The sequence below is a fragment of the Kitasatospora sp. NPDC034035 genome, from assembly GCF_055575755.1.
On the sequence record NZ_JBVISA010000014.1, the window covers coordinates 104,894 to 129,898 of the forward strand.

The window sequence follows — 25,005 nt, forward strand, 5'->3', positions numbered from 1 at the left end:
TCTGACCCAGCCGACCCATCTGACACACCGCCAATTCGCCGAGGTCACTTCAACAGCCCGTCCAGGAACGGGTTTCCGAACACCCGGTGCGGGTCGTGCCGGTCCAGGACGGCGACCGCCTCGTCCCAGCCGGGCCCACCGCCGGCGCGCAGGCTGTCGGGGATGACACGGTCGATCAGGTCCGGGTCGGACCAGGCGGCGTCGGCGGTGTACGCCCAGCCCTTGGACCACTCGACCCGCAGCCCCGCCCTGGTGCCGTCGAAGGTGCGCAGCAGCCACTGCTCCAGGTCCCGGGCGAAGTGCTCCAGCCCGGGGGTGCCGGGGAAGGCGAGGACGTCGAGCCAGACGGCGGTGTCCCACTCCGGGCGGTCGGCGCGCGGGCGCAGCGCGGACAGCAGCGGGGGTCGGGCGCCGGGGACGCCGGAGTACGCCGGGTCGTCCGGACCGGTGACCCGGATCTCCACCGCGCCGTTCACCGGGTACTCGCCCCGCGACTGGTACTCGGCGAGCAACTTCCGGTAGTACGCGGCGAATTCGCTGACCACCCACTGCAGGTCGGCGCGCCGGGCGAGGACCGCGTAGCCGTTGGCGGAGACCCGCAGGGTGGTGGGGCGGACGTACTGCAGCAGGGTGCGCGAGGGGCCCCAGAGGTCGGAGCGCAGGCCGCCCGCGAGCAGGTGGGTGAGCACGTCGCCGGTGAGCAGTCCGCGGAGCAGTCCGCCGGCGAGCAGGACGTCCGTGACGTCACCGGTGAGCCCCACCTTCGCGACCAGGTACTGGAGTTGGCCGAACAGCGGGGCCGATCCCCAGGCGCCCGCGACGATTTGGCCGGCGAGCCGGGCCACCGGTTCTGGGACGATGTCCGAGAAGGGGTAGTTGTAGGGGTGGTCGACGGCGAGGGAGGCGAGCGGCTTGGTCGGGGCGACGGTCCAGGTCTTCAGCCAGGGGTGGTCCGTGTAGGCGAACCAGATCGCCTCGGCCCGGCCGTCGCGCTCCACGAACTCGGCGAAGGTCCGCGGGCCGCCACCGCCCAGCAGTCCCCCGAGCAACCCGCCGTCCCGGCCGGCGCCCGGAGGGGCGAAGAGCTCGCTCGCCGGGATGTCGAGCCGGCTGACGCAGCGCAGCGGCCGGTCGGCGCCCGCCCGGAGGACGACCTCGGTGAGGAAGGCGCGGCCCAGGTGCACCAGGAAGGCGGCGCTGTCGGCCTCGGAGCGGTCGAAGGTGCGCAGCGCGTAGCGGCCGGTGGCCGGGTCGAGGACGACGGCGGTGAGCCGGACCACCTGGTTGCTCACCGAGCCGTAGCCGTGCCCGTCCGGCCGCGCCTCCCCTGCGGCGGGGACGGCGGTGCCGTGGCCGCCGATGGCGAGCACGCCGCCGACGGTGATCTCGCCGGGGGCCGGACAGGCGGTCAGACCGAGGCCGCGGTCGGCCAGGTGCGCGAGCAGGGCCTCCATGGTGGCGCCGGTCTGCACCCGGACGGTGCTGGGCGAGTCGGCGGTGACGGCGGTGAGGTACCGGCTGGTGTCCACCAGCAGGACGCGGGCGCTCTCCGGGGTCCGGTCGGCGACGGTGAGCGGGGCCCAGGTGTGCCGGTAGCCGGAGGCCCGCAGCCGCCAGCCGTTGGCGTGCGCCCAGTCGGCGAGGGCCGGGACCTCCTCGGGCGTGCGGGGCGCGCAGGTCCACAGCTGGTCGGTACGGATCTCGCCGGACCAGTTCTGGAAGACCCGCTGGTAGAGCTCGGTGCCGCCGGGGAGTCCGGGCGGGACGGGCGCGGCGGCCCCGGCGCTGTCCGGTCCGACCGTGCCGCGCAGGACCCAGGCCGCGCCACCGAGCGCGGCCGACGCGCCGAGCAGTTGCCGCCGGGTCAGGCCGCTCCCGGCGCCGCTGCCCCGGTGCGGCCCGCCGCCGGCTCCGCCTGCGCCCGCGTCGCCCGTCGCGCCCGTCGCGCCGTGTCCCCTGGTCATCCGTCCGTCCACCCCTTGCGCTGGTCCCCCCGGGCCGAGCTTCCTTCGGCTGTCCGGGCCGGGCCGGCTGTCCGTCTGTCCCTCCGGCCCTGGAGGAGCGTACGAAGCGCCGTACGCCGGTTTGAAGCGGTCCACCCGATGTCTCACTCGTTCGAGTGAGTGCGGCCCGGTCGTTGCCAGGCTGTTCGACGGACACATAGGTTGATCTTGACCACCCGGAACCCACCTGCCACCTGCCCGGAGCTCCGCCATGTCCTCGCCCGTGCCCTCGGCCGTGCCCTCGGCCGTGCCCGCTCCCGCACCGCTGACCGTCGCCGTCGCCCAGCCCGTCTGCGCCGCCCCCGGTCGCCCGGACACCGTGGCCGACAACGTCGAACTGCACGCCCGGACCGTCCGGGAGGCCGGGACACGACTGGTGGTCTTCCCCGAGCTGTCACTGACCGGCTACGACCTGACCGCGCCCGCCGTCGACCCTGCGGACCCGCGCCTCGCGCCGCTGGTCGAGGCCTGCGCCGCGACCGGCGCCCTCGCGCTGGTCGGCGCGCCGGTCCGGGAGACCGACGGGCACGAGTCCATCGCCACCCTGGCGGTCACCGGCGAGGGCGCCGTCGTCGTCTACCGGAAGATGCGCCTGCACGGCGCCGAGGTCGAGCGCTTCACCGCCGGCGAGAAGCCCGTCGTCCTGGAACTGGACGGCCTGCGGCTCGGCCTCGCCGTCTGCGCGGACGCCGCCGACCCGACGCACGCCGAGGAGACCGCCGCACTCGACATCGACGCGTACGTCGCCTCCACCCTGTACGGGCCCGGCCCCGCCCAGGCCGAGCGCCGCGACGGGCACGTCGGGGCACGCGCCGCCGCCCACGGGGTGTGGTGCGTGCTCGCCACCTCCGCCGGGGCCACCGGCGAGTTCCCGGACAGCTCCGGCGGCTCCGGCGTCTGGGCCCCGGGCGGCGCACTGGTCGCCCAGGCCGGTACCGCCCCGGGCGAACTGGTCCGCGCCGAGCTGCCCCGGCGGTAGGGGCGGGCCGTCGGGGGCGGGCATCGGGAGCGGGCCGTCGGGGGCGGGCATCGGCGGTGGGCCTCGGGGCAGGCCTCGGTACTCGACCCGAGCCCGGCGGAGTACCCGATCACCCCCGCCGGAAATACCCGGGCCCCGCTCGGGGCTGTCGTGATCGGAGATCCGTTCCGGGCCGGACCGGCCCGTACAGGAGGTGCAGCGCACGATGGGTGACGAGCAGGCGAAGCCGCAGGAGTTCCGGGTCGAGCACGACTCGATGGGCGAGGTCCGGGTGCCGGCCGCCGCGAAGTGGCAGGCGCAGACGCAGCGGGCGGTGGAGAACTTCCCGGTGTCCGGCCAGCGGCTGGAGCGCGCGCACATCGCCGCGCTGGCCCGGATCAAGGCCGCCGCGGCCCGGGTGAACGCCCGTCTCGGGGTCCTGGAGGAGGAGACGGCGGCGGCGATCGTGTCGGCGGCCGAGGAGGTCGCGGAGGGGCGCTGGGACGACCAGTTCCCGGTGGACGTGTTCCAGACCGGCTCGGGCACCTCGTCCAACATGAACACCAACGAGGTGATCGCGACCCTGGCCGGGGAGCGGCTGGGCCGCCCCGTCCATCCGAACGACCACGTCAACGCGAGCCAGTCGTCCAACGACGTCTTCCCCTCTTCCATCCACATCGCCGCCACCGCCGCCGTGACGCACGACCTCATCCCGGCGCTGGAGCACCTCGCGGAGGCGCTGGAGCGCAAGGCCGCCGAGTTCGCGCGGGTGGTCAAGTCGGGCCGCACGCACCTGATGGACGCCACGCCCGTCACGCTCGGCCAGGAGTTCGGCGGCTATGCGGCGCAGGTGCGGCACGGGCGGGAGCGGCTGCTGGCCACGCTCCCCCGGGTGGCCGAACTCCCGCTCGGCGGAACGGCGGTGGGCACCGGCATCAACACCCCGCCCGGGTTCCCGGCGGCGGTCATCGCGGAGGTGGCCCGCGTCACCGACCTGCCGCTGACCGAGGCCCGGGACCACTTCGAGGCGCAGGGCGCGCGGGACGCCCTGGTCGAGCTGAGCGGTCAACTGCGCACGGTGGCCGTCGGGTTCACGAAGATCGCGAACGACCTGCGGTGGATGGGGTCCGGTCCGCGCACCGGGCTCGGCGAGATCAACCTGCCGGACCTGCAACCCGGTTCGTCGATCATGCCGGGCAAGGTGAACCCGGTGCTGCCCGAGGTGGTGCTGATGGTCGCCGCCCAGGTGGTCGGCAACGACGCGACGGTGACGCTGGCCGGCGCGAGCGGCAACTTCGAGCTGAACGTGATGCTCCCGGTGATCGCCCGCAATGTCCTGGAGTCGGTCCGGCTGCTGGCCAACAGCGCCAGGCTGCTGGCCGACCGGACGGTGGACGGCATCACAGCCAACGTCGAACGGGCCCGGGAGTACGCGGAGTCCTCGCCGTCGGTGGTGACCCCGCTGAACCGCTACATCGGGTACGAGGAGGCCGCCAAGGTCGCCAAGCAGTCGCTGGCCGAGCGCAAGACCATCCGTCAGGTGGTGCTGGAGCGCGGCTACGTCGAGCAGGGCAAGCTCACCGAGGAGCAGTTGGACGAGGCGCTGGACGTACTGCGGATGACGCGCCCATAGCCGCCTCGGGGCGCTCCGGATGGCCGGGACCGTCGGCGGACATATGCCGGGAGCGTCGGTGCGCCGGAAGCGTCGGTGCGCCGGAAGCGTCGGGAGCGTCGGCGGACGTGCGCCGGGGCGCGGTGGGCGGTTGCGCCCTCCGCGCCCCGGCACGGGCTGCGGGGAAGATCAGCCCCTGGCTCGGCCGGCCCGGCCGCGCCGCATGGCCGCTCCGTTCGAGGTCATGGTGGCCATCGAGATCGCCGCGAGGCCGAGCAGGAACATCACGGCACCGACGATGATGCAGGTGACGATGTTCTTGCCGTGCGCCACGGAACCGGAGACCACCCATGGGGAGATGATCGTCCAGGCACCGAGCGCGGTGGCCGCCCAGGCCCTCGCGTGGGTGCGTTCGTAGGCCGTGCCGTAGCCGGCCATCAGCACCGTGTAGGCCAGACCCACGATCAGGCAGGTCACGGTCAGGGTGCTGAACGCGGTGAAGCCGACGATCCATGGCGATGCCGCCAGGAAGAGGCCGGCCAGTACGGCCAGGGCTTCGATGCCCTGGGCGCGGGGGGTCGAGGTGACCCGCTCGTAGTGTTCCCGTAGTTCGACGATGTCCGGATGGTGCTCCATGCCCGTCGGGATATGGGTTGCCACCGATACCACCTCCTGTGGTCCGGAACCTGGGAGGCATGTTCCCTCGGAAGGCGCATGCCCCGTACCCATTCTGTCCCTTATCTAACGTTTTGCACCCGATCGTCCTTAATGATCGATAACCATCCGATCACGCCGGTGACCTGCGTCTCAACCCGGCGGGGCACCATTGCCTATGCAACTCGTTGCATAGCAGGATGCGGGTCATGGCACTGGAGCACGCGATCCTCGTCTCGCTGCTGGAGCAGCCCGGCTCCGGCTACGAGTTGGCCCGGCGCTTCGACCGCTCCATCGGGCGCTTCTGGACCGCCACCCACCAGCAGATCTACCGGGTGTTGCGGCGCATGGAGGCGGACGACTGGGTGGCCGCGCAGGAGGTCGCCCAGGACGGGCGCCCGGACAAGAAGGTCTATTCGGCGGCGGAGGCCGGACGGGCCGCACTGGCCGGCTGGCTGCGGGAGCCGGTCGAGCCGGAGACCGTCCGGCACGAACTCGCGGTCAAGATCCGGGCCGCGGCCTTCGACGACCCGGCCGCGCTGATCTCCGAGGTCGAACGCCACCGCGAGAGCCACGCCGCCCTGCTCGCCCGCTATCTGCACGGCGAAGAACGGGACTTCCCGGACCTCGACGCGCTCGACACCCGCCAGGAACTGCAGCACGTGGTGCTGCGCGGCGGCATCGAGTACGAGCGGATGACACTCGCCTGGCTCGACGACGTGCTCGTCACCCTGCGCCGCCTCGCCGCCGACCGGACGTCCTGACGCCCTGGCGTCCTGGCGTCCTGGCGTCCTGGCGGATCTGCAACCCCGCGACCCTCACCCCCTTCGACCCCCGGGAGCCTCTCGATGCTCTTCAACCCGCGCACCTACGACCCCGCACAGTTCGACGAGCCGACCCGCCGGCTGCTGCGTGCGACCGTCGACTGGTTCGAGTCCCGCGGCAAGAAGGCGCTGATCGACACCTACATCGACCGCGCCTGGTACGCCGACTTCCTCGAATTCGCCGCGAAGGAGGGCCTGTTCGCGGAGTTCCTGACCCCGTCCGCGGCCGACCCCGACAAGCGCTGGGACACCGCGCGGATCGCCGAGCTGAACGAGATCCTCGGCTTCTACGGCCTCGGCTACTGGTACACCTGGCAGGTCACCATCCTGGGTCTCGGCCCGGTCTGGCAGAGCGAGAACGAGGCCGTCCGGGCCCGCGCCGCCAAGCTCCTGGCGGAGGGCCACGTCATGGCGTTCGGCCTCTCCGAGCGCAGCCACGGCGCCGACATCTACTCCACCGACATGATCCTCACCCCGGACGGCGAGGGCGGCTTCACCGCCACCGGCCCCAAGTACTACATCGGCAACGGCAACGTGGCCGGCCTGGTCTCGGTGTTCGGCCGCCGCTCGGACATCGAGGGCCCCGAGGGCTACGTCTTCTTCGCCGCCGACAGCCGCCACGAGGCGTACCACCTGGTCAAGAACGTCGTGAACGCCCAGATGTACGTCAGCGAGTTCCGCCTCGAGGACTACCCGGTGCGCGCCGAGGACGTGCTGCACACCGGCCAGGCCGCCTTCGACGCCGCCCTGAACACCGTCAACGTCGGCAAGTTCAACCTCTGCACCGCCTCGGTCGGCATCTGCGAGCACGCGATGTACGAGGCCGTCACACACGCCCAGAACCGGGTGCTGTACGGCAAGCGGGTCACCGACTTCCCGCACGTCAAGCGGGAGTTGACCGACGCGTACGTCCGCCTGGTCGCGATGAAGCTGTTCAGCGCGCGGGCCGTGGACTACTTCCGCACCGCCTCGCCCGAGGACCGCCGGTACCTGCTGTTCAACCCGATGACCAAGATGAAGGTCACCACCGAGGGCGAGAAGGTCATCGACCTGATGTGGGACGTCATCGCGGCCAAGGGCTTCGAGGCGGACACGTACTTCGACAAGGCCGCGAAGGACATCCGCGGCCTGCCGAAGCTGGAGGGCACCGTCCACGTCAACCTGGCGCTGATCCTCAAGTTCATGGGCAACTACCTGTTCGCCCCGGCCGATTACGCCCCGGTGCCGACCCGCCTGGACGCCACCGACGACGCCTTCCTGTTCCGCCAGGGCCCGGCCCGCGGCCTCGGCGCGATCCGCTTCCACGACTGGCGCACCGCCTACGACCGCCAGGCGCAGCTGCCCAACGTCGCCCGCTTCCGCGAACAGGCCGACAGCTTCTGCGAGTTGCTGCTCAGCCACGCGCCGAGCAAGGAACAGCAGGCGGACCTCGACTTCCTGCTGGAGATCGGCCAGCTGTTCGCGCTGATCGTCTACGGCCAGCTGGTGCTGGAGCAGGCCGAGTTGACCGGCCTGGACGCGTCCGACGAGGGCCGCGACGTCCTGGACCAGGTCTTCGACGCGCTGGTCCGCGACTTCTCCGCGCACGCCACCGAGCTGCACGGCAAGGCCTCCGCCACGGAGGAGCAGGCCGCCTGGGCGCTGGCGAACGTGCGCCGTCCGGTGTCGGACGCGGCGCGGGCCGCGCGGGTGTGGGACCGGGTCGAGGCGCTCTCCGGCGCGTACGAGATGCAGCCGTAGGCCGCAGTACCGGACGCAGTACCGGACGTGGTACCTGAAGGACCCCGGGGGTGCCGGTCGGCGGGCCGGCACCCCCGCTTTCGGGTACGGTTGCATGGCTGCACGGCCGTCCGGCACGCCTCAGCCGGCACCTCAGCCGTCACCTCAGCCGTCGCCGAGGCCCATGTCGCGGGCCCGGGCGACCGCCTCGGCACGGGTGGCGACGTGCAGCTTCTCGAAGATGTGCGTGACGTGGTTGCGGACGGTCTTCTCCGCGACCACCAGCTCGCGGGCGATCCGCCGGTTGTCCAGGCCGCGCGCGACCAGGTCCAGCACCTCCGCCTCGCGGGCGGTGAGGTCCGGGAACAGCTGCCCCGCCTCGCGCATCCGGGCCCCGGCCAGCAGGGCGGTGATCCGTCCCGCCACCTCGCCGCCGAACACCGCGCCGCCCGCGGCGACCGTCCGCACCGCGTGCAGCACCTCCTCCCGCCCGGCCCCCTTGACCAGGTAGCCGCGCGCGCCCGCCTGGAGCGCGGCGAGCAGGTTTCCGTCGTCGTCCGACATGGTCAGCATCAGCACCGGCGGCGGCGCCTCCTGGGTGGCGAGCTGACGGACGGCCTCCAGCCCGGAGCCGTCGGGCAGCGAGAGGTCCATGATCACCACGCTCGGGCGGTGCCGGGCGACCGTCTCCGGCACATCGGCGACCCGCTCCGCCTCGGCCACCACGAGGACGCCCTCCGCGCTCTCCAGCGCCGCCTTCAACCCCTCCCTGAAGAGCGGGTGATCGTCGACGATCAGTACACGGACGGGCTGCACCCCGACCGGGCCCGCGGGTGCCAGCGACTGTTCTTCATCCACACGGCCGACACTACCAGCGGCGAACCGGCTACTTTCCGTGACATGCTCGGAAGTCGTCCGCGTGGCGGGCGCGCGGGACGGATCCGGCCGGGCACCGGGACCGCGGTCAGGGACAGGATCAGAGACCGCTGCCTCAGGCGCCCAGGACACCGGGCCGTCGAAACTGGACCTGACGTGGTTCACGCCGCCGGCCGGGCCGGCGACCGACCGCGAGTCCGTACCGCCGGGGCCGCACCACCGGAGTCCACCCCCACCCGGCCCAGCCCGTCTGCGAGGTGGTGGCATGACCCCGGTGACCTCCGTCCGGCGCCGTACGCCGGCCCAACGGCAACTCACCGCCGCGGCAGTCGTCACGGCGGTCTGCCTCGTCGCCGCGACGCTGTGGATCTGCTACGTGCTCGTGCACCTCGGCGATCCGAACGTGCACCTACCGCGCGACGAACTCGCCATCCTGGTCTACGCCCTACCGACCGCGGGCGCGGGCATGCTACTGCACGCCCACCGCCCGGGCAGCCCGCTCGGTTGGGTGATGCTGGTCTACGCCCTGACCGACATCCTGCAGTTCACGGCGGCCGCGCCCGTCTGGGTCGAGGTCACCGACCCGGGCATCGTCGGCGCCGCGGCCGCCCTCGACGCGCTCTGCAGATCGATCAACGTGACGCTCTTCTACGTGCTCCCGCTCTGGCTGCCCGAAGGCCGGCTGACGACCCGGCGCTGGTGGTGGTACATCGCGGCCGTGGCGCTGTTCGTGGTCCCGGAGATGTCCCAGCGGCTCGCCCAGCCGAAGGCCTTTGGGCGCCCCAACCCGCTCGCCGGCAACCCGCCGGCGCGCTTCTTCGGCGACGCCACCGACCTGCTGGGCGGACACGACCTGCTGGTCAGCGAATGCCTGATCGGGATCGTGACCGTCGTCCTGCTGACCCGCCTGCTGCGTCCACCCCGCCGGGTGGGTGACGAGGGCGAGCTGCGACGGCACCGGCTGCGGGTGGCGGCGATGCTCGGGGCCTACCTGCTCTGGGCCGGGATGCAGGACATGTACTCGCGGACCTTCACCGAGCACTACTGGATCAGCTATTCGCTGTTCGCCGCCTCGGGTCTGGTGTGGGCGGTCGCGGTGGCCTTCCTGGTCGTCCGGGACCACGGTTGGCGGCTCGACCGGGCGGCCCGCAGCGTGCTGGTCGGACTCCTGCTGGGCACCGGGGTCACCGGACTGTTCGTGGTGGCCGCCGCCGTCCTCTCCACCTGGCTGCTGCCGGGGCGCGGCGGGGCGGCCCTGCTGCTGATCGCCCTGATGTACGCGCTCGGCGCGACCCTGCCACGAGCGGCGCGGCGGGCCGTCGCCCTGGTGGACCGGCTGTACTACGGCGAGCGCGCGCAGCCGTACCAGGTACTGCGGACGCTCGCTGGGCGGGTGCGCCAGGTGGTCGACCCGGCGCAGTTGCCGGAGGCGCTGTGCGCGACGGTCGCCGAGGAACTTCGGCTGCCCGGGGTCACCCTCGCCGTCACCACCCGGGCGGGGCTGCGCACCCTGGCCACGGCCGGACGGCTGGACGGGCGCAGCCAGGACTTCGCGCTGGTCCACAACGGGCTGCCGATCGGCGAGTTGACCGTCGGGCTGCGGGCGGGCGAGGAGCGGCTGGAAGCCAGCGACATCGACATCCTGCGCTCGCTCGCCGACCAGGCCTCCCCGGCCGTCGCCTCGCTGCGGCTCCAGGAGGACCTGCAGGCCAGCCGGGAGCAGATCGTCGCCGCGCGGGAGGAGGAGCGGCGGTGGCTGCGGCGGGACATCCACGACGGGCTCGGACCGGCGCTGGCCGGGTTGCGGCTGCGGGTGGACAACGCGGCCACGTCGGCGGACGAGGGGCTCGCGGACACGCTGCGCGGGGTCTCGGACGGCCTGGGCATGACGATCAAGGAGGTCCGGCGGATCACCGACCGGCTCGGGCCGGCGCCGCTCGGCGAGTTCGGGCTGACCCGGGCGGTCCGGCAGTTGGCGGACACCTTCGGCGGGACCGGGCTGACCGTGACGGCGGAGCTGTCGCCGGAGCCGCTGCCGGAGCTGTCGGCCGCCGTGGAGGTCGCGGCGTACCGGATCACGGCGGAGGCGCTCAACAACGTGCTGCGGCACGCCCGGGCGCGGACGGCGCTGGTGACGGTGCGGGTGGACGACGAGGCGCTGACGTTGACGGTGCGGGACGACGGGGTGGGGTACCGGCCGGACGGCGACTCGCCGGCGGACGGCAGCGGGGTGGGGCTGCGGTCGATGGCGGACCGTGCGGCGGAGATCGGCGGACACTGCTCGATCCGGCCGCTGCCGTCGGACCGGGGCACGCAGGTCCTGGCGGTGCTGCCGCGCTCGGCGGCGACGGATCACAGATGACAGGGGACGGACGACAGCGAACAGCTGACAGATTTCGAAAGCTGAAATCTGTCAGCTGTTCGCTGTCATGTGTCAGCTGTGATCAGCCATTGGGAGTCGGTCAGGCACCGGGAATGGGCGGCTGCGCGCAGGTACCGGGCTGGCAGCCGATGCCTCCGCCGCTGTCCGGTGTCGGTGTCGGCCCGGGCGACAGCGCATTGCTTCCGCCCGTCGCCGGCGTCGGCGACGAGCAGGCATGGCGCACAGCCGTGGCCGCCGCGATCACGCCCGCCAGTACGCCTGCCGCACAGATCGCCGTGGTGATCGGGTTCGTTGCCATGAGGTGGTACTCCTGGTTCTTCCAGGTGACCGACCAAGGCCGATCGGTCACGTCTCAACTCTGCGGACGGATACGCCCCGAGCGCATGGGCTCGGCGTCCCATTCCGGTCCCGGTTCGGCGCCCGGGGCACCGATCCGGCCCAGCACGGCGGTGACCGGCTTGCGCGACCCGGCCCGGAGGCCGTACCGCTCCTTGGCCCTGACGTAGACCAAGTCTCCGGGGTACACCGGCACTTCGCCGAGGTCGCCGAGGAAGACGCCGACCCCGGAGAGGACCAGCAGGAAGGCGTCGGCCGCCCGGTCCTCGTACGGTCCGCAGAGGCCGCCGGGGTCGAGGTCGACGGTGCTCACCTCGACCTGCCGCCAGGCCCGGGCGGACTCCGGGCCGCAGCGCTGGGCCGGGATGCCGCCCCGGGACGGGGTCGGCCGGACGGTGAGCACGGTGGTCGGCGCGCCCCGGACGGCGGTGAGCCGGCAGCTGCTGCCGGGCCGGTGGTGCAGGGCCTCGCCCGGGGAGAGGATCCGGCCGGCCGCGGCCAGTCGGCCGGAGAGCACCACGCTGACCGACTCCGCCGACTCGTAGGGAAGCTGGTCGGTCCGGACGCCGGGCGGGAGGGTCTCGACGGTCAGTCCGGCGCGGACGGAAGGCCGCTGCTCCGGGTCGATCAGCCGCCGGAAGACGGGTGCGGTGCAGGGGAGGGCGGCGGGTACGACGATCACGAGGGGTCTCCTGAGACGGAGGGGTGCGGGTTCAGGGCCGGTCGCGGCGGGCGGCGCGGCGCCGGGCCAGGGCGGCCCGGGTGCCGGCGCTGTGCCGGGGGACGGCGAGCGTGAGGCAGAGCAGTTCGGCGCCGAGCGGCCCGGCTTCGAGGTGCAGCGTGCGGCCCCGGCGGGCCAGCAGCAGATCGCCTTCGGAGGCCAGGTGGTCGGGCTCGTCCGACAGTTGGCCGACCACGGTGGCGCCGCGCAGTACGTGCAGCACGGTCTCGGCGTCGGGCCGACCCGTCAGCTCGTGGTGGGCGCCCGGGCTCAGCCGCAGGTGGTCGAAGGCCTCGCAGGCGCTGGTGAGCATCGAGCGCCTGGCCAGGGAGCGGATCCGTACGCGTTCGCCGTTCGGGCCGAGGACGACCATGGCGGCGCCGGTGTCGGTGGTGACGATCATGCGGGTTCATCTCCGGTCGAGGAGGTGGGGCGGCCGGCGGGGACGGTCAGGACGGCGTGGAAGTACTCCATCCCGGCGGTGCCGGCGGTGAGGACGGTCCGGGTGCCGAGCGGGAGGACGACGGCGGTGCCCTCGACGAGGGGGATGCCGGAGTCACGCGGCTCGGCATCACGCGGCTCGGCGTCGTACGACTCTGCGTCGGCCGGCGGGGCGTCCCGCCGTACCGCGTTCTCGGGCGGTTCGGCGAGGCCGGAGCCGGCCGTGATGTAGAGCGCGTGCTCGACGCCGTCGGCGGCCACCTCGGTGCTGTGACCCGGTTCGAGCCGCTGCAGGCCGACGCCGCGCAGCGGTCCCGCGAGCAGACGGCCGGGGTCGACAGCGCCGCGTCGACGCAGGTCGGTGATGACGGTGCCCGGCATGTCGGGCGCTCCTTCCGGTCGTCGGCGGGCCCTCCGGTCCGCCTCTGCGATCCACGGTGCGCCGCCCGCTGTCCCGCCCACACGGGGGTTCCGTCCCGTCCCGCTCCCGGCCGGATCCCGGCCCGATCCCGATCCCCTCCCGTCCCGCTCCCGGCCGGGTCCCGGGCCGAACCCGGTTGGATCCCGGGCCGAACCCGGTTGGATCCCGACCCGTCCCGGGCCGTCCCGGGCCGAACCCGCCCTGGTCAGGGGCCTCTCCCGGCCCTGCACCGCCCCTCCCGGCTCGCTGCGGCACTCCCCGTCCCGCCCCGGGAAGCCCCCGTCCGCCACCGCACCCGAGTCGCCGGGAACGACGTACGGTGGAACCGGAGGCCGTGTCATGCACGTCACCGGAACCCACTTCACCCACTTCGCCGACCGCACCGACGCGGGTCGGCGGCTGGCCGCGCGCCTCGCTCACGTCGGCGGCCCCGAGACCGTCGTCGTGGCGCTGCCGAGGGGCGGGGTGCCGGTGGCCGCCGTGGTGGCCCTGGCGCTCGGAGCGCCGCTGGACATCTGTGTGATCCGCAAGCTCGGGGTGCCCTACCAGCCCGAGCTGGGCATGGGGGCGATCGGCGAGGACGGCGTCCGGGTGCTGAACGAGCAGGTCATCCGGCTCGCCTCGGTCACCGACGACCAGCTGGCCGCGGTGGAGCGGCGCGAGCGCACCGAGTTGGAGCGCCGGGCCCGCCGCTACCGGGGCGACCGTCCGCCCGCGGACGTGCGGGGGCGGACGGTGGTCGTGGTGGACGACGGCATCGCCACCGGGTCCACCGCCCGGGCGGCCTGCCGGATCGTCCGGGCGCGCGGCGCGGCCCGGGTGGTGCTCGCGGTGCCGGTGGCGCCCCGGGACTGGACGGACCGTCTCGAGGAGGTCGCCGACGAGCTGGTCTGCGTCGACACGCCGTCCCCGTTCTTCGCGATCGGCGAGTTCTACGCCGACTTCTCGCAGACCGAGGACGAGGAGGTGCTGCGACTGCTCGCCGAGGCCCGGAGCCGAGAACGAGACCGGGGGCAGGAGCAGGAGCAGGACCGGGACCGCGACGCCCCGCCCGCCGTCGGCGTGGACCGCGAGCTGGTCCTGCCCGCCGGCGGGGTCCGCCTCGCGGGCCGACTGACCGTCCCGGTCGGCGCGCGCGGTGTCGTGGTCTTCGCGCACGGCAGCGGCAGCGGCCGGCACAGCCCGCGCAACCGGTACGTCGCCGAGTTCCTGAACCGCGCCGGGCTGGCCACGCTGCTGTTCGACCTGCTCACCGAGGCCGAGGAGCCGGACCGCCACAACGTCTTCGACGTGGGGCTGCTGGGCTCCCGCCTGACCGCCGTCGCCCGGCAGCTGCACACCGAGGACGGCCCCGCATCCGGGTCCCGCACCCCGTCCGAGAGCAGTGCCGCACCCGAGAGCGGAGCCGTGCCCGAGACCCGGGGCCTGCCGCTGGGCCTGTTCGGCGCCAGCACCGGCGCCGCCGCCGCGCTGCACACCGCCGCCGAGCTGGGCCCGGTCGTGCGCGCCGTGGTCTCCCGGGGCGGCCGCCCGGACCTCGCCAGCGCCGAGGTCCTGGGCCGGGTGAGCGCCCCGACGCTGCTCGTCGTCGGCTCCCTGGACACCACGGTGCTCGACCTCAACCGGCAGGCCGGACGCCGACTGCGCTGCGAGAGTGAACTGGCGGTGGTGCCGCGCGCGACCCACCTGTTCGAGGAGCCCGGGACCCTCGACGAGGTCGCTGAGCTGGCCCGGGACTGGTTCCTGCGCCACCTCCGCGGGTCCGAGCCCGGGGCCGAGCCCGGGGCCGGGGCCGAGAACCCGTGAACACCGATTGCGCAGACTTCGCGCATCACCCCGGATCGGCAGCACATTTTGCGCAGTGCGAGACGGGAAATCCTGGCCAGCTTGTACACATTGAGCAGTGAAAAACCGACCTGTTGCCCAACCACCCCGACAGGAGCAAGCTCTCCGCAACCGCACCGCCCACCCATCCGCGGTGCGGCCGCGATCCAGCGGGAGCCTCAAAGCCGAGGCCCGAAGTGGAGGAACGAGCGATGACCACGCAGTCCCACGCCCTTGAGCTGACCCCCGAGGAGCGCGAGGCCGGTCTTGACGCCGACCAGCTGCGCCGCCTCGTCGGCCTCGTCGAGCACGACCAGGCCGCCGATCCGTTCCCCGTCACGGCCCAGGACGCGGTCGTCTTCGTGGTCGGCAACGCCACCCAGACGGCCCAGTTCTACCAGGTCGTGTTCGGCATGGAGCTGGTCGCCTACTCCGGCCCGGAGACCGGCCGCCGCGACCGCAAGGCGTACGTACTGCGCTCCGGCTCGTGCCGCTTCGTGATCAAGGGCGGTGTCCAGCCGGGCAGCCCGCTGCTGGACCACCACCGCCGCCACGGCGACGGCGTCGTCGACCTCGCCCTGGAGGTCCCGGACGTCGACAAGTGCATCGAGCACGCCCGCGCGTCCGGTGCCACCGTCCTCGAGGAGCCGAACGACGTCTCGGACGAGAACGGCACCGTGCGCCGCGCGGCCATCGCCACCTACGGCGAGACCCGCCACACCCTGATCGACCGCTCCCGCTACCACGGCCCGTACCTGCCGGGCTACGTCGTCGCGGAGAGCAAGGTGAAGCACCCGGAGGGCTCGCCCAAGCGCCTCTTCCAGGCCCTCGACCACGCCGTCGGCAACGTCGAGCTGGGCCGGATGGACGAGTGGGTGTCGTTCTACAACCGCGTCATGGGCTTCGTGAACATGGCCGAGTTCGTCGGCGACGACATCGCCACCGAGTACTCCGCGCTGATGTCCAAGGTCGTCGCCAGCGGCAACCACCGGGTGAAGTTCCCGCTGAACGAGCCGGCCATCGCCAAGAAGAAGTCCCAGATCGACGAGTACCTCGAGTTCTACACCGGCCCCGGCTGCCAGCACATGGCGCTCGCCACCAACGACATCCTCACCACCGTGGACGTGCTGCGGGCGCGCGGCGTGGAGTTCCTCAACACGCCGGACGCCTACTACGACGACCCGGAGCTGCGCGAGCGGATCGGCAAGGTCCGCGTGCCGATCGAGGAGCTGAAGAAGCGCGGCATCCTGGTCGACCGCGACGAGGACGGCTACCTGCTGCAGATCTTCACCAAGCCGATCGGCGACCGCCCGACCGTCTTCTACGAGTTCATCGAGCGGCACGGTTCGCTGGGCTTCGGCAAGGGCAACTTCAAGGCGCTCTTCGAGTCCATCGAGCGCGAGCAGGACCGCCGCGGCAACCTGTGAGCGTCGGAGAGCTCTGACGACCGGTCGAGGAGGACCACGGAGATGGCGTACTACCGGCAGCTTGGCAGCATCCCTCCCAAGCGGCACACCCAGCACCGCACCCCCGAAGGGGGGCTCTACTACGAGGAGTTGATGGGCGAGGAGGGGTTCTCCTCGGACTCCTCGCTGCTCTACCACCGGGGCATCCCCTCGGCGGTGGTCAACGCGGTGCCCTGGGAGCTGCCGGACCAGTCCACGGTGCCCAACCACCCGCTGCTCCCCCGCCACCTCAAGCTGCACGAGCTGTTCGCGGGCCAGGAGTGGAAGTCCGCGGACGTCGTCGGCAGCCGTCGGCTGGTCCTCGGCAACGGCGACGTGCGGATCTCGTACGTCGCCGCCGGGGCCCCCAGCGAGCTGTACCGCAACGGGCTCGGCGACGAGTGCGTGTACGTGGAGTCCGGCTCCGGCACGGTCGAGACGGTGTTCGGCTCGATCGAGGTCGGCCAGGGCGACTACGTGATCATCCCGCGCGCCACCACCCACCGCTGGGTGCCGGCCGGCGACGAGCCGCTGCGCGCGTACTGCATCGAGGCGAACAGCCACATCACCCCGGTCAAGCGGTACCTGTCCAAGTACGGGCAGCTGCTCGAGCACGCGCCGTACTGCGAGCGGGACTTCCGCGGGCCGGTCGGCCCGCTGCTGGCGGACGCCCCCGGGGACGTCGACGTACTGGTCAAGCACCGTGGGCCGAACGGGATTTCGGGCACCCGCTACACCGTGCCGCACCACCCCTTCGACGTGGTCGGCTGGGACGGCTGCCTGTACCCGTACGCCTTCAACATCAGCGACTTCGAGCCGATCACCGGGCGGATCCACCAGCCGCCGCCGGCTCACCAGGTGTTCGAGGGCAACAACTTCGTGATCTGCAACTTCGTCCCGCGCAAGGTGGACTACCACCCGCTGTCGATCCCGGTGCCCTACTACCACGCCAACGTGGACAGCGACGAGGTCATGTTCTACTGCGGCGGCGACTACGCGGCCCGCAAGGGCTCGGGCATCGGCCAGGGCTCGATCTCGCTGCACCCCGGCGGGCACACCCACGGGCCGCAGCCGGGCGCCTACGAGCGCAGCATCGGCGCGGAGTTCTTCGACGAGCTCGCGGTCATGGTGGACACCTTCCGCCCGCTGGAGCTCGGCGAGGGCGGCCGGGCCGGCGAGGACCCCAACTACGCCTGGACCTGGTCCGGTCGGGGGCCCGGTCGATGAGCGCGCTGCCTTCGGGGGGCGTCATCCCCGAGCTGTTCCACGGACTCTTCGACGACGCGGCGGTGTTCCCTCCGGGGAACCTGCCGCTCGTCGAGGCGGTGCCCGCGCACCGCGCCCACCGCGCGGCCTGGTACGCCGAGGCGGTCGGCCCGCTCCTCTGCGGGGCGGGCCGGCTGGGCGAGTTGGCCGAGGCGGTGGCGTCCGACCCGGCGGGGGCGTCAGACGCAGCGGTGGCGTCCGACTCGGCCGGGGCTTCCGACACGGCGAGGGCGGGCGGCTCGGCAAGGGCGGGCGGCGCGCCGCTCAGGGTCGGGCTGGTGCTGCCGGGGGGCAGCGCGGAGCTCGCCCAGGCGCTCGCCGCCGCCGCGCCGTTCGAACTGGCCGGCGTCGAACTGGCCACCCGGGACGCCGCCGAGGCGGTCGCCGAGTTGGACCGGCTGCTACCGCCGCACGTCCCGGCCGCCGTCGAGCTTCCGCGCGAACTCCTGCACGGGGACGAGCTGGACGCCGTCCTGGACGTGCTGGTCGACAGCCCGTACCGGGCGAAGTTCCGCACCGGCGGACTGGTCGCCGAAGCGTTCCCGGACGAGGCGGAGCTGGCCGCCTTCCTCACCGGCTGCGCGCGGCGCGGACTGCCGTACAAGTGCACCGCCGGGCTGCACAACGCCGTCCGGCACACCGACCCGGAGACCGGCTTCGAGCACCACGGCTTTCTGAACGTCCTGCTGGCCGCGCAGGAGACCGACCGGGCCGCGGCCGCGGCGGTGCTGGCGGAGCGCGACGGCGAGGTCCTGGCCAAGGCGGTACGTGCACTGACGGATCGTCAGGTTACGGTGATCCGCAACTCGTTCACCGCGTTCGGCACCTGCAGCATCGCCGAACCCCTGGGCGACCTGGCCGCGCTCGGCCTGCTGTCGTCGCCCATTCCACCGCACCAGGAGGACCGTTGACCACCCCCCGCAGCTGGCTCGCCGGCGCCCAGGACTCGCCGTTCGGCCTGCACAACCTGCCGTACGGCGTCTTCACCGCCGCCGACCAGCCCGGCCGGCGCCGGATCGGCGTGCGCGTCGGGGACTTCGTGCTGGACGCCGGGGCGGCCGCCCGCGCCGCCGGTGCGCCGTCCGTGCTGCTGGACGCCGACTCGCTCAACCCGCTGATGGCGGCCGGGCGTCCGGTCTGGACCCGGGTGCGGGCGGACCTCACCACGTGGCTCACGGACGAGTCCTTCCGCGAGGCGCTGTCGCCGTCGCTGCTGCCGGTCGACGAGGTCGAGCTGCACCTGCCGTTCGAGGTCGCCGACTACGTCGACTTCTACGCCTCCGAACACCACGCCACCAACCTGGGCCGGATCTTCCGCCCGGGTTCGGAGCCGCTCACGCCGAACTGGAAGCACCTGCCGATCGGTTACCACGGGCGGGCGGGCACGGTCGTCGTCTCCGGCACGCCGGTAGTGCGGCCGCACGGGCAGCGCAAGGCGCCCGCCGACCCCGCGCCGAGCTTCGGGCCGACGCGCCGGCTGGACATCGAGGCCGAGGTCGGCTTTGTCGTCGGCACGCCGTCAGAGCTCGGCAAGCCGGTCGTGCTGGACGACTTCCGCGAGCACGTGTTCGGCGTCTGCCTGCTCAACGACTGGTCGGCGCGCGACATCCAGGCCTGGGAGTACGTGCCGCTCGGCCCGTTCCTCGGCAAGTCCTTCGCCACCTCGATCTCGCCGTGGATCGTCCCGCTGGACGCACTGCAGCACGCCCGGGTCACGCCGCCGGAGCGCGACGTCGAGCCGCTGGCGTACCTGGACGACCGGGGCGGCGAGCCGTGGGGCCTGGACCTGGCGATGGAGGTCCGGCTGAACGGGCACCTGGTCTCCCGCCCGCCGTTCGCCACCATGTACTGGACGGCGCAGCAGCAGCTCACCCACATGACCGTCAACGGCGCCTCGCTGCGCACCGGCGACCTGTTCGCCTCAGGGACGGTCAGCGGGCCGGAGGCGGACACCCGGGGCGCGCTGATCGAGCTGACCTGGAACGGCGAGGAGCCGCTGAAGCTCCCGGACGGCACGACCCGGACGTTCCTGGAGGACGGCGACGAGGTCACCATCACCGCCACCGCGCCCGGCCCGCACGGGATCGCGGTCGGGTTCGGCGAGGTGACCGGGCGGGTGCGGGGGTAGCGGCGGGCGCCCTCCCCGGCAGGGATCGGGCGACAGATGACACGTAACGGATGACAGACAACGGATGACAGCTGACAGATTTCATCATCTGTCAGCTGTCATCCGTTTCCGGACCCGCTTCCGTCCCCGCGCCCGCTTCCGTCCTCGCGCCCGCTTCCGCCTACAGTCCCGCGCCGCCGGTGGCGTCGATGACCCGGCCGGTCACCCGGCGCGCGCCGTCGGAAGCGAGGAAGGCGACGATGTCCGCGATGTCCTCCGGCTGCCCGACCCTGCCGAGCGCGGCCACCGAGGCCGCATGGGCCTCCGCCTCCGCGTTGCCGCGCAGCCAGCCGGCGTTGAGGTCGGTGTCCACGATGCCGGGCGCGACCGAGTTCACGGTGACCCCGCGCGGGCCGAGCTGCTTGGCGAGGTTGAGGGTGAAGGTGTCCAGGGCCCCCTTGGTCGCGCCGTAGGCGATGATCTCCGGCATCGCCAGCCGGGCGGCGCCGCCGTCGCCGACCTGACCACGGCCATGGGCATGCGCCCCGGCAGCCTGTACGCCGCATTCGGCGACAAGCGCTCGCTGTTCGAGGAGGTGGTCCAGCAGTACGGCCACTCCCCCGTCGGCGAGTTCGCGGCCGTCGCACTGGAGGAGGAACCCACCGCCTACGGCGCCTTCGCCCGCATCCTGCGCGAGGCCGCCGCCATCTACCCCGACCCGTCCCACCCGGCAGGCTGTCTGGTGATCTCCGCCGCCACCAACGTCTCCGCGCAGGACGCCGGGATCCAGGACCGCCTGCGCGACCTGCCCAACGAGAACACGCGGGTCTTCGAGGCACGGCTGTGCCGGGCCCGGGAGGACGGCGAACTGCCGCCCGAGGCCGACCCGAAGGAACTGGCCGGCTACCTCGCCACCGTCATCCAGGGCATGTCGCAGCAGGCCCGGGACGGCGCCACCGCCGCCGAGCTGGCCCGCACCGCCGAACTCGCCCTGCGCGCCTGGCCGTGAGGGGACCGGCCCCGCACTCCCGGTCCAGTCCGGCCCAGTCCGGCCCAGTCCGGCTCAGACCAACTCGGCCCGGCCCGGTGATCACAACTCCGCACCGCCCCCGGTACGGTGGGCGGCGAAGCGAACAGCGGAAGGCGGCACCCGTCGCGGGACGGCGGACGTCGACATCACCGAAGGGACGGGAGCGAGCCCGATGAGCACAGCGGTGGCGGAGGTCCAGACGTTCCTGGACAGCAGGGTCGGACGGATCGTGCTGAACCGGCCGCGGGCGCTCAACTCGCTGACCCACGACATGATCACCGCCCTTCGGGCAACGCTCGACGAGTGGGCCGCGGACGACCGGGTGCGCACCGTCGTGCTGACCGGCGCGGGCGAACGCGGCCTCTGCGCGGGCGCCGACATCCGCGCCATGCACGACGACGCGAAGACGGGCGGCGCCGGCACCCGGGCGTTCTTCCGCGACGAGTACCGGCTGAACGCGCTCATCGCCCGGTACCCGAAGCCGTTCGTCGCGGTGATGGACGGCATCACGATGGGCGGTGGCGTCGGCCTGTCCGCCCACGGCGCGATCCGGATCGTCACCGAGCGCTCCACGGTCGCGATGCCCGAGACTCGGATCGGACTCGTGCCGGACGTCGGCGGCAGCCGCCTGCTCGCCCACGCCCCGGGCGAGTTGGGCATCCACCTCGGGCTCACCTCGGCCTCGATGGGCCCGGGCGACGCGCTGCTGTGCGGGTTCGCGGACCACTACGTGCCCTCGGCGCGGATCCCGGAACTGCTCGACGCCCTCACCCGCGGCACCGACCCGGCCACCGTGCCCGACCCCACGACCGCCGACGTCAACGCCGTCGTCGCCGCGCACGCCGAGCCCGCGCCGCCCGCCGCCCTGGCCGGGCAGCGCGCCTGGATCGACGCCTGCTACGCGGCCGACACCGCCGAGGAGATCGTCGAACTCCTGCTGAACTCCGGCGAGCCGCAGGCGAAGGAGGCCGCCGAGCTGGTTGTGGCGAACTCCCCCACCGCCGTCAAGGCCACCCTGGCCGCGCTGCGCAGCGCCCGTACGCTCCCGTCCCTGGAAGCCGTGCTCGACCAGGAGTACCGCGCCTCCTGCGCCGCGCTGGACGGCCACGACCTGGTCGAAGGCATCCGCGCCCAGGTGATCGACAAGGACCGCAACCCCCGCTGGGAGCCCGCCACCCTGGCCGGGGTGACGGAGGTGGACGTCGCCCGCTTCCTCGCCCCGCGCGAGGGCGACGAGCTGGGCCTGGCCTGATCTCCGCGTCCGCACCGCCCGTGACCGGCGTCTCGCATGTCAAGACTGGCGCGAAACAGGGCGCGTCGTAGATCGTTGGGTGGTCAGGGCGCGCCCGCGCGGCGCCGAGCAGCGGACATGGGAGTCGACGGCGATGACCGAGACCGAGACCTACGAGACGATCCTGGTCGAGCGCAAGGGCCGGGTGGGGCTGATCACGCTCAACCGGCCCAAGGCGCTCAACGCGCTGAACACCCAGCTGATGAACGAGGTGGTCGCGGCTGCCACCGCCTTCGACCGGGACCCGGAGATCGGCTGCCTGGTGATCACCGGTTCGGAGAAGGCCTTCGCGGCCGGCGCCGACATCAAGGAGATGCAGGGCAACGCCTTCCCGGACGTCTACCTGGACGACTGGCTGGGCCCGTGGGACCGGCTCGGCGCGCTGCGCAAGCCGGTGGTGGCGGCGGTGGCCGGGTTCGCGCTGGGCGGCGGCTGCGAGCTGGCGATGATGTGCGACATCCTGCTGGCGGCAGACACCGCGAAGTTCGGGCAGCCGGAGATCAAGCTCGGCGTCCTGCCCGGCATCGGCGGCTCGCAGCGGCTGACCCGGGCGGTCGGCAAGGCGAAGGCGATGGAGCTGTGCCTGACCGGCCGGATGATGGGCGCCGAGGAGGCCGAGCGAGCCGGCCTGGTCTCCCGCATCGTCCCCGCCGACCAGCTGATGGCCGAGGCCCTGGCCACCGCCGAGACCGTCGCGGCGATGTCCACCCCGGCGGCCATCATGCTCAAGGAGAGCGTCAACCGCTCCTTCGAGACCACCCTCGCCGAGGGCGTCCGCTTCGAACGCCGCCTCTTCCACGCGGTCTTCGCCACGGCGGACCAGAAGGAGGGCATGGCGGCCTTCGCCGAGAAGCGCCCGCCGTCCTTCATCAACCGCTGACGGGCGACGCCTGACGGACGGCGGACGACGGACGACGTTTGGCAGCTGACAGCTGACAGCTGACAGATTTCAGATGATGAAATCTGTCAGCTGAATCTGTCGGCTGTCAGCTGTCACCTGTTGGCCGTGCTCACTCCTCCGCCCCTGCCTCCGCTTCTGCCTCCAGTTCCTCCTCCAGCGCCACCGTGTTCAGCCGGGCGAGCCCGCTGCGGGTGGCGGCGACCACGATCCGGTCGCCCGGGGAGAGCCGCCGGGTGCGGTCGGGTAGGCCCCACTGCAGCTGCGAGCCGCGGGCGAAGCGGACGGCGATCACCCGGACCCCGCCCTCGTCCTCCAGGTCGTGCCGGTTCAGGCCGATCAGCCCGCTGCCGTCCTCCACCGTCAGCTCGGCGATCAGCAGCACGTGCCGGAACACGGACAGCGTCCCGCGCACCTCGCGCCCCATCAGCGCCGCCGCGAAGGCGGGCGCGGCCAGGTAGGAGACCGACCGCGAGGCCGCGTTGTCCAGCGTCTTGTAGAAGTGCCCGGCGAAGTTGTCGTCGAACAGCCGCACCACCACCCGGACTTCGGGATTGCCGTGCCGGGCCTCCAGGGCCGCCTCCAGGTTGGTGGCGTCGTCGCCGCTGACCGCGACCAGCGCCCGGCTGTGTTTCAGCCGGGCCCGGCGCAGTTGCTCCTCGAACGGGCCGTCGCCCATCACGACCGGGATCCCGAGGGCCCGGACGGCGGCGACGCCGCGCGCCTGCGGGTCCCGTTCCATGCAGACCACCGGCACGCCCAGGTCGTGCAGCTGGGTCGCGACCCGGGTGCCGACGTTGCCGAGCCCGACGACGATCACGTGGTCCCGGGTGCCCGCCCCCGGGTTGCGTGGCTGGCCGCGCCGTCCGGATCCCAGCACCTCGACCGCGATGGCGGTGGCGACCGGCGCGAAGGTGATCCCGCAGATGGTGATCACCACCTGCGCGGACCGCTGCCAGAACCCGCCGGTGCCCGTCCCGGCGGCGATGTCGGCGAGCTGGTCGGGCTGAGCGGCGCCGGCCAGGTCGAGCAGCGAGATGTAGACGGTCCAGCCGAAGTCCCGGTTGAGGTACCAGAGCACGCCGAAGGACATCAGCACCGCGGCGAGGGCGGTGAGCAGCACCAGCCGCATCCGGGCGCTGGTGAAGAAGCGCATGGTGTCGAGCAGCCGCCAGCGCAACCGCCGCCGCCAGCCGATCGGCTCCCGGGGCTCGATCGGCAGTACCTGCAGTGCGGCGCTGCCGCCCGGCTCCTCCTCGGGTCCGGGACCAGCCGCAGGTCCGGGATCGGCTGCGGGTGCCGGTTCGCGCCGTACGCCGCCGGGGCGGATCGGCCCGTCGTCGCCGAACTCGCGGGCGAGCCGGACGAATTCGGCCGAATCGCCCTGCTGCTCGGGCAGCAGCCGGATCTTGCCGAGGTCCTGCCGGTCGATCTGGTCGGCGACCACGCAGACCCGGTCGGAGGTGATGGCATCGTCGAAGGCGATGTGCAGGTAACGTCCGTCGATCTCGACCGAGTTGGGCCGCCCGAGCGCGGCGGCGGCGAAGGCCGGGGCGGCGGTGGCCGATCCGGAGAGCGCGGTGCCGTTCTTGAGCAGCCGTTCGATGTTCTCGCCGAGCCGTTGGTTGAACATCCGGAACACGATGCGGATGTCCGGGTTGTGGTTCTGGGCGCTGAGCGCGGCGTGGATGTTCTCCTGGTCGCTTCCCTCGACCAGGGCGAGTCCACGGGCGGTGCCGATGGACACCGCGCGCAGGGCCTCGTCGGTGATGCCGGCGTACTCCACGACCGCGGCGACACCGTCGAGTTGCTCGATCTGCGGCGCGTGGTCGCGGGTCCGGTCGGCGACCAGGACGACGACCGGGACCTCGTAGTGCTCGACGAGTTCCAGGATCAGTCGGTGTGCCAGCGCGTTGCCCCCGCAGACGATGTAGTGCTGGCTGATCGGCTCGACCGGAGGGGTCCCCCACCCTTCAGAAGTCATACCGCCAGATGGTATCGACAGCGAGTGTCCGGAGGATGTCGTTCCGGTGATCGGGGCGGATCCTCCGAACGGCCGTATCCGGCGCGCGGACCGGTGGCGGCGCGGAAAGGCTGGGGTTCGTCTTCTGCCCGTCAACCCGCCCAGTCCGCAAGCCCGCAAGCCCGCAAGCCCGCCCAGTCTGCCCGACCCACTCAGCCCGCAGACCATTCAGC

The 25,005-nt window shown here is 72.8% G+C and carries 21 protein-coding genes and 1 pseudogene; 13 read left to right on the forward strand and 9 right to left on the reverse strand.

Annotation, left to right across the window (positions count from 1 at the left end; genetic code table 11):
• Positions 1 to 44: 44 nt before the first annotated feature.
• Entirely contained in the window at positions 45 to 1,964 is a 1,920-nt protein-coding gene (locus tag ACZ52J_RS21200; protein WP_465620744.1) for a cholesterol oxidase substrate-binding domain-containing protein, read from the reverse strand.
• 250 nt (positions 1,965 to 2,214) lie between these two features.
• Here ACZ52J_RS21200 and ACZ52J_RS21205 point away from each other — a divergent pair, with 250 nt between their 5' ends.
• Positions 2,215 to 2,982 carry a carbon-nitrogen hydrolase family protein gene (locus ACZ52J_RS21205; protein ID WP_465620745.1) on the forward strand — a complete coding sequence of 256 codons (768 nt, stop codon included), beginning with the start codon at positions 2,215 to 2,217 and terminating at the stop codon, positions 2,980 to 2,982.
• 205 nt (positions 2,983 to 3,187) lie between these two features.
• Positions 3,188 to 4,594, forward strand: a complete 1,407-nt coding sequence (locus ACZ52J_RS21210) for a class II fumarate hydratase (protein ID WP_465620746.1) — start codon at positions 3,188 to 3,190, stop codon at positions 4,592 to 4,594.
• 168 nt (positions 4,595 to 4,762) lie between these two features.
• On the opposite strand, the gene ACZ52J_RS21215 is transcribed toward ACZ52J_RS21210, so the two are convergent.
• Entirely contained in the window at positions 4,763 to 5,233 is a 471-nt protein-coding gene (locus tag ACZ52J_RS21215) for an SPW repeat protein (RefSeq protein ID WP_360490268.1), read from the reverse strand.
• 203 nt (positions 5,234 to 5,436) lie between these two features.
• On the opposite strand from ACZ52J_RS21215, the gene ACZ52J_RS21220 reads away from it, so the two are divergent.
• Entirely contained in the window at positions 5,437 to 5,991 is a 555-nt protein-coding gene (locus ACZ52J_RS21220; RefSeq protein WP_465620747.1) for a PadR family transcriptional regulator, read from the forward strand.
• 84 nt (positions 5,992 to 6,075) lie between these two features.
• Positions 6,076 to 7,791: an acyl-CoA dehydrogenase family protein gene (locus tag ACZ52J_RS21225; protein ID WP_465620748.1), complete on the forward strand. Its 1,716-nt coding sequence runs from the start codon at positions 6,076 to 6,078 to the stop codon at positions 7,789 to 7,791.
• A 144-nt stretch (positions 7,792 to 7,935) separates the two neighbouring features.
• Here ACZ52J_RS21225 and ACZ52J_RS21230 read toward each other — a convergent pair whose 3' ends face one another.
• Positions 7,936 to 8,628: a response regulator transcription factor gene (locus tag ACZ52J_RS21230; RefSeq protein ID WP_360490274.1), complete on the reverse strand. Its 693-nt coding sequence runs from the start codon at positions 8,626 to 8,628 to the stop codon at positions 7,936 to 7,938.
• A gap of 283 nt (positions 8,629 to 8,911) precedes the next feature.
• On the opposite strand from ACZ52J_RS21230, the gene ACZ52J_RS21235 reads away from it, so the two are divergent.
• Positions 8,912 to 11,008, forward strand: coding sequence for a sensor histidine kinase (locus ACZ52J_RS21235; protein WP_465620749.1), 2,097 nt, complete (start codon positions 8,912 to 8,914; stop codon positions 11,006 to 11,008).
• A 100-nt stretch (positions 11,009 to 11,108) separates the two neighbouring features.
• Here ACZ52J_RS21235 and ACZ52J_RS21240 read toward each other — a convergent pair whose 3' ends face one another.
• From ACZ52J_RS21240 to ACZ52J_RS21255, 4 genes are read right to left on the reverse strand one after another with little or no spacing between them, the layout of a single operon-like run.
• Positions 11,109 to 11,378 carry a hypothetical protein gene (locus tag ACZ52J_RS21240; RefSeq protein ID WP_465620751.1) on the reverse strand — a complete coding sequence of 90 codons (270 nt, stop codon included), beginning with the start codon at positions 11,376 to 11,378 and terminating at the stop codon, positions 11,109 to 11,111.
• Positions 11,379 to 11,381: 3 nt separating this feature from the next.
• Positions 11,382 to 12,047 (reverse strand): cupin domain-containing protein, encoded by a 666-nt coding sequence (locus ACZ52J_RS21245; RefSeq protein WP_465620753.1) that lies wholly within the window; start codon positions 12,045 to 12,047, stop codon positions 11,382 to 11,384.
• Positions 12,048 to 12,078: 31 nt separating this feature from the next.
• Positions 12,079 to 12,489: a hypothetical protein gene (locus ACZ52J_RS21250; protein WP_465620755.1), complete on the reverse strand. Its 411-nt coding sequence runs from the start codon at positions 12,487 to 12,489 to the stop codon at positions 12,079 to 12,081.
• Entirely contained in the window at positions 12,486 to 12,908 is a 423-nt protein-coding gene (locus tag ACZ52J_RS21255) for a hypothetical protein (RefSeq protein ID WP_465620757.1), read from the reverse strand. The genes ACZ52J_RS21250 and ACZ52J_RS21255 overlap by 4 nt, the downstream gene beginning before the upstream one ends.
• Before the next feature lie 379 nt (positions 12,909 to 13,287).
• Between ACZ52J_RS21255 and ACZ52J_RS21260 the strand changes: the two genes are divergently transcribed.
• From ACZ52J_RS21260 to fahA, 5 genes are all read left to right on the forward strand, one after another.
• Complete coding sequence (locus ACZ52J_RS21260; RefSeq protein ID WP_465620759.1) at positions 13,288 to 14,754, forward strand: phosphoribosyltransferase family protein; 1,467 nt, start codon at positions 13,288 to 13,290, stop codon at positions 14,752 to 14,754.
• Between the two features lie 230 nt (positions 14,755 to 14,984).
• Positions 14,985 to 16,199 (forward strand): 4-hydroxyphenylpyruvate dioxygenase, encoded by a 1,215-nt coding sequence (gene hppD, locus ACZ52J_RS21265; protein ID WP_360490287.1) that lies wholly within the window; start codon positions 14,985 to 14,987, stop codon positions 16,197 to 16,199.
• A 42-nt stretch (positions 16,200 to 16,241) separates the two neighbouring features.
• Entirely contained in the window at positions 16,242 to 17,444 is a 1,203-nt protein-coding gene (locus ACZ52J_RS21270) for a homogentisate 1,2-dioxygenase (RefSeq protein ID WP_360490289.1), read from the forward strand.
• Positions 17,441 to 18,394, forward strand: coding sequence for a hypothetical protein (locus tag ACZ52J_RS21275; protein WP_465620761.1), 954 nt, complete (start codon positions 17,441 to 17,443; stop codon positions 18,392 to 18,394). The genes ACZ52J_RS21270 and ACZ52J_RS21275 overlap by 4 nt, the downstream gene beginning before the upstream one ends.
• Positions 18,391 to 19,611 (forward strand): fumarylacetoacetase, encoded by a 1,221-nt coding sequence (gene fahA, locus ACZ52J_RS21280; RefSeq protein WP_465620763.1) that lies wholly within the window; start codon positions 18,391 to 18,393, stop codon positions 19,609 to 19,611. The genes ACZ52J_RS21275 and fahA overlap by 4 nt, the downstream gene beginning before the upstream one ends.
• A gap of 160 nt (positions 19,612 to 19,771) precedes the next feature.
• Here fahA and ACZ52J_RS21285 read toward each other — a convergent pair.
• A pseudogene (locus tag ACZ52J_RS21285) lies at positions 19,772 to 20,098 on the reverse strand (SDR family NAD(P)-dependent oxidoreductase); the annotation flags it as partial.
• Positions 20,099 to 20,128: 30 nt separating this feature from the next.
• Here ACZ52J_RS21285 and ACZ52J_RS21290 point away from each other — a divergent pair.
• From ACZ52J_RS21290 to ACZ52J_RS21300, 3 genes are all read left to right on the forward strand, one after another.
• On the forward strand, positions 20,129 to 20,599 hold the full coding sequence (locus ACZ52J_RS21290) for a TetR/AcrR family transcriptional regulator (protein WP_465620765.1): 471 nt from the start codon (positions 20,129 to 20,131) through the stop codon (positions 20,597 to 20,599).
• A gap of 193 nt (positions 20,600 to 20,792) precedes the next feature.
• Complete coding sequence (locus ACZ52J_RS21295) at positions 20,793 to 21,872, forward strand: enoyl-CoA hydratase/isomerase family protein (protein ID WP_465620767.1); 1,080 nt, start codon at positions 20,793 to 20,795, stop codon at positions 21,870 to 21,872.
• Between the two features lie 133 nt (positions 21,873 to 22,005).
• A complete protein-coding gene (locus ACZ52J_RS21300) occupies positions 22,006 to 22,791 on the forward strand; it encodes an enoyl-CoA hydratase (protein ID WP_360490297.1) in 786 nt (261 codons plus the stop codon).
• Between the two features lie 130 nt (positions 22,792 to 22,921).
• On the opposite strand, the gene ACZ52J_RS21305 is transcribed toward ACZ52J_RS21300, so the two are convergent.
• Entirely contained in the window at positions 22,922 to 24,793 is a 1,872-nt protein-coding gene (locus ACZ52J_RS21305) for an NAD-binding protein (RefSeq protein WP_465620769.1), read from the reverse strand.
• Positions 24,794 to 25,005 lie beyond the last annotated feature (212 nt).

Bases quoted from the DNA above. Each gene is read 5' to 3' on its own strand.
- ACZ52J_RS21200 (WP_465620744.1), bottom strand. From the start codon at position 1,964: ATGACCAGGGGACACGGCGCGACGGGCGCGACGGGCGACGCGGGCGCA.
- ACZ52J_RS21205 (WP_465620745.1), top strand. From the start codon at position 2,215: ATGTCCTCGCCCGTGCCCTCGGCCGTGCCCTCGGCCGTGCCCGCTCCC.
- ACZ52J_RS21210 (WP_465620746.1), top strand. From the start codon at position 3,188: ATGGGTGACGAGCAGGCGAAGCCGCAGGAGTTCCGGGTCGAGCACGAC.
- ACZ52J_RS21220 (WP_465620747.1), top strand. From the start codon at position 5,437: ATGGCACTGGAGCACGCGATCCTCGTCTCGCTGCTGGAGCAGCCCGGC.
- ACZ52J_RS21225 (WP_465620748.1), top strand. From the start codon at position 6,076: ATGCTCTTCAACCCGCGCACCTACGACCCCGCACAGTTCGACGAGCCG.
- ACZ52J_RS21235 (WP_465620749.1), top strand. From the start codon at position 8,912: ATGACCCCGGTGACCTCCGTCCGGCGCCGTACGCCGGCCCAACGGCAA.
- ACZ52J_RS21250 (WP_465620755.1), bottom strand. From the start codon at position 12,489: ATGATCGTCACCACCGACACCGGCGCCGCCATGGTCGTCCTCGGCCCG.
- ACZ52J_RS21255 (WP_465620757.1), bottom strand. From the start codon at position 12,908: ATGCCGGGCACCGTCATCACCGACCTGCGTCGACGCGGCGCTGTCGAC.
- ACZ52J_RS21260 (WP_465620759.1), top strand. From the start codon at position 13,288: ATGCACGTCACCGGAACCCACTTCACCCACTTCGCCGACCGCACCGAC.
- hppD (WP_360490287.1), top strand. From the start codon at position 14,985: ATGACCACGCAGTCCCACGCCCTTGAGCTGACCCCCGAGGAGCGCGAG.
- ACZ52J_RS21270 (WP_360490289.1), top strand. From the start codon at position 16,242: ATGGCGTACTACCGGCAGCTTGGCAGCATCCCTCCCAAGCGGCACACC.
- ACZ52J_RS21275 (WP_465620761.1), top strand. From the start codon at position 17,441: ATGAGCGCGCTGCCTTCGGGGGGCGTCATCCCCGAGCTGTTCCACGGA.
- ACZ52J_RS21290 (WP_465620765.1), top strand. From the start codon at position 20,129: ATGCGCCCCGGCAGCCTGTACGCCGCATTCGGCGACAAGCGCTCGCTG.
- ACZ52J_RS21295 (WP_465620767.1), top strand. From the start codon at position 20,793: ATGAGCACAGCGGTGGCGGAGGTCCAGACGTTCCTGGACAGCAGGGTC.
- ACZ52J_RS21300 (WP_360490297.1), top strand. From the start codon at position 22,006: ATGACCGAGACCGAGACCTACGAGACGATCCTGGTCGAGCGCAAGGGC.
- ACZ52J_RS21305 (WP_465620769.1), bottom strand. From the start codon at position 24,793: ATGACTTCTGAAGGGTGGGGGACCCCTCCGGTCGAGCCGATCAGCCAG.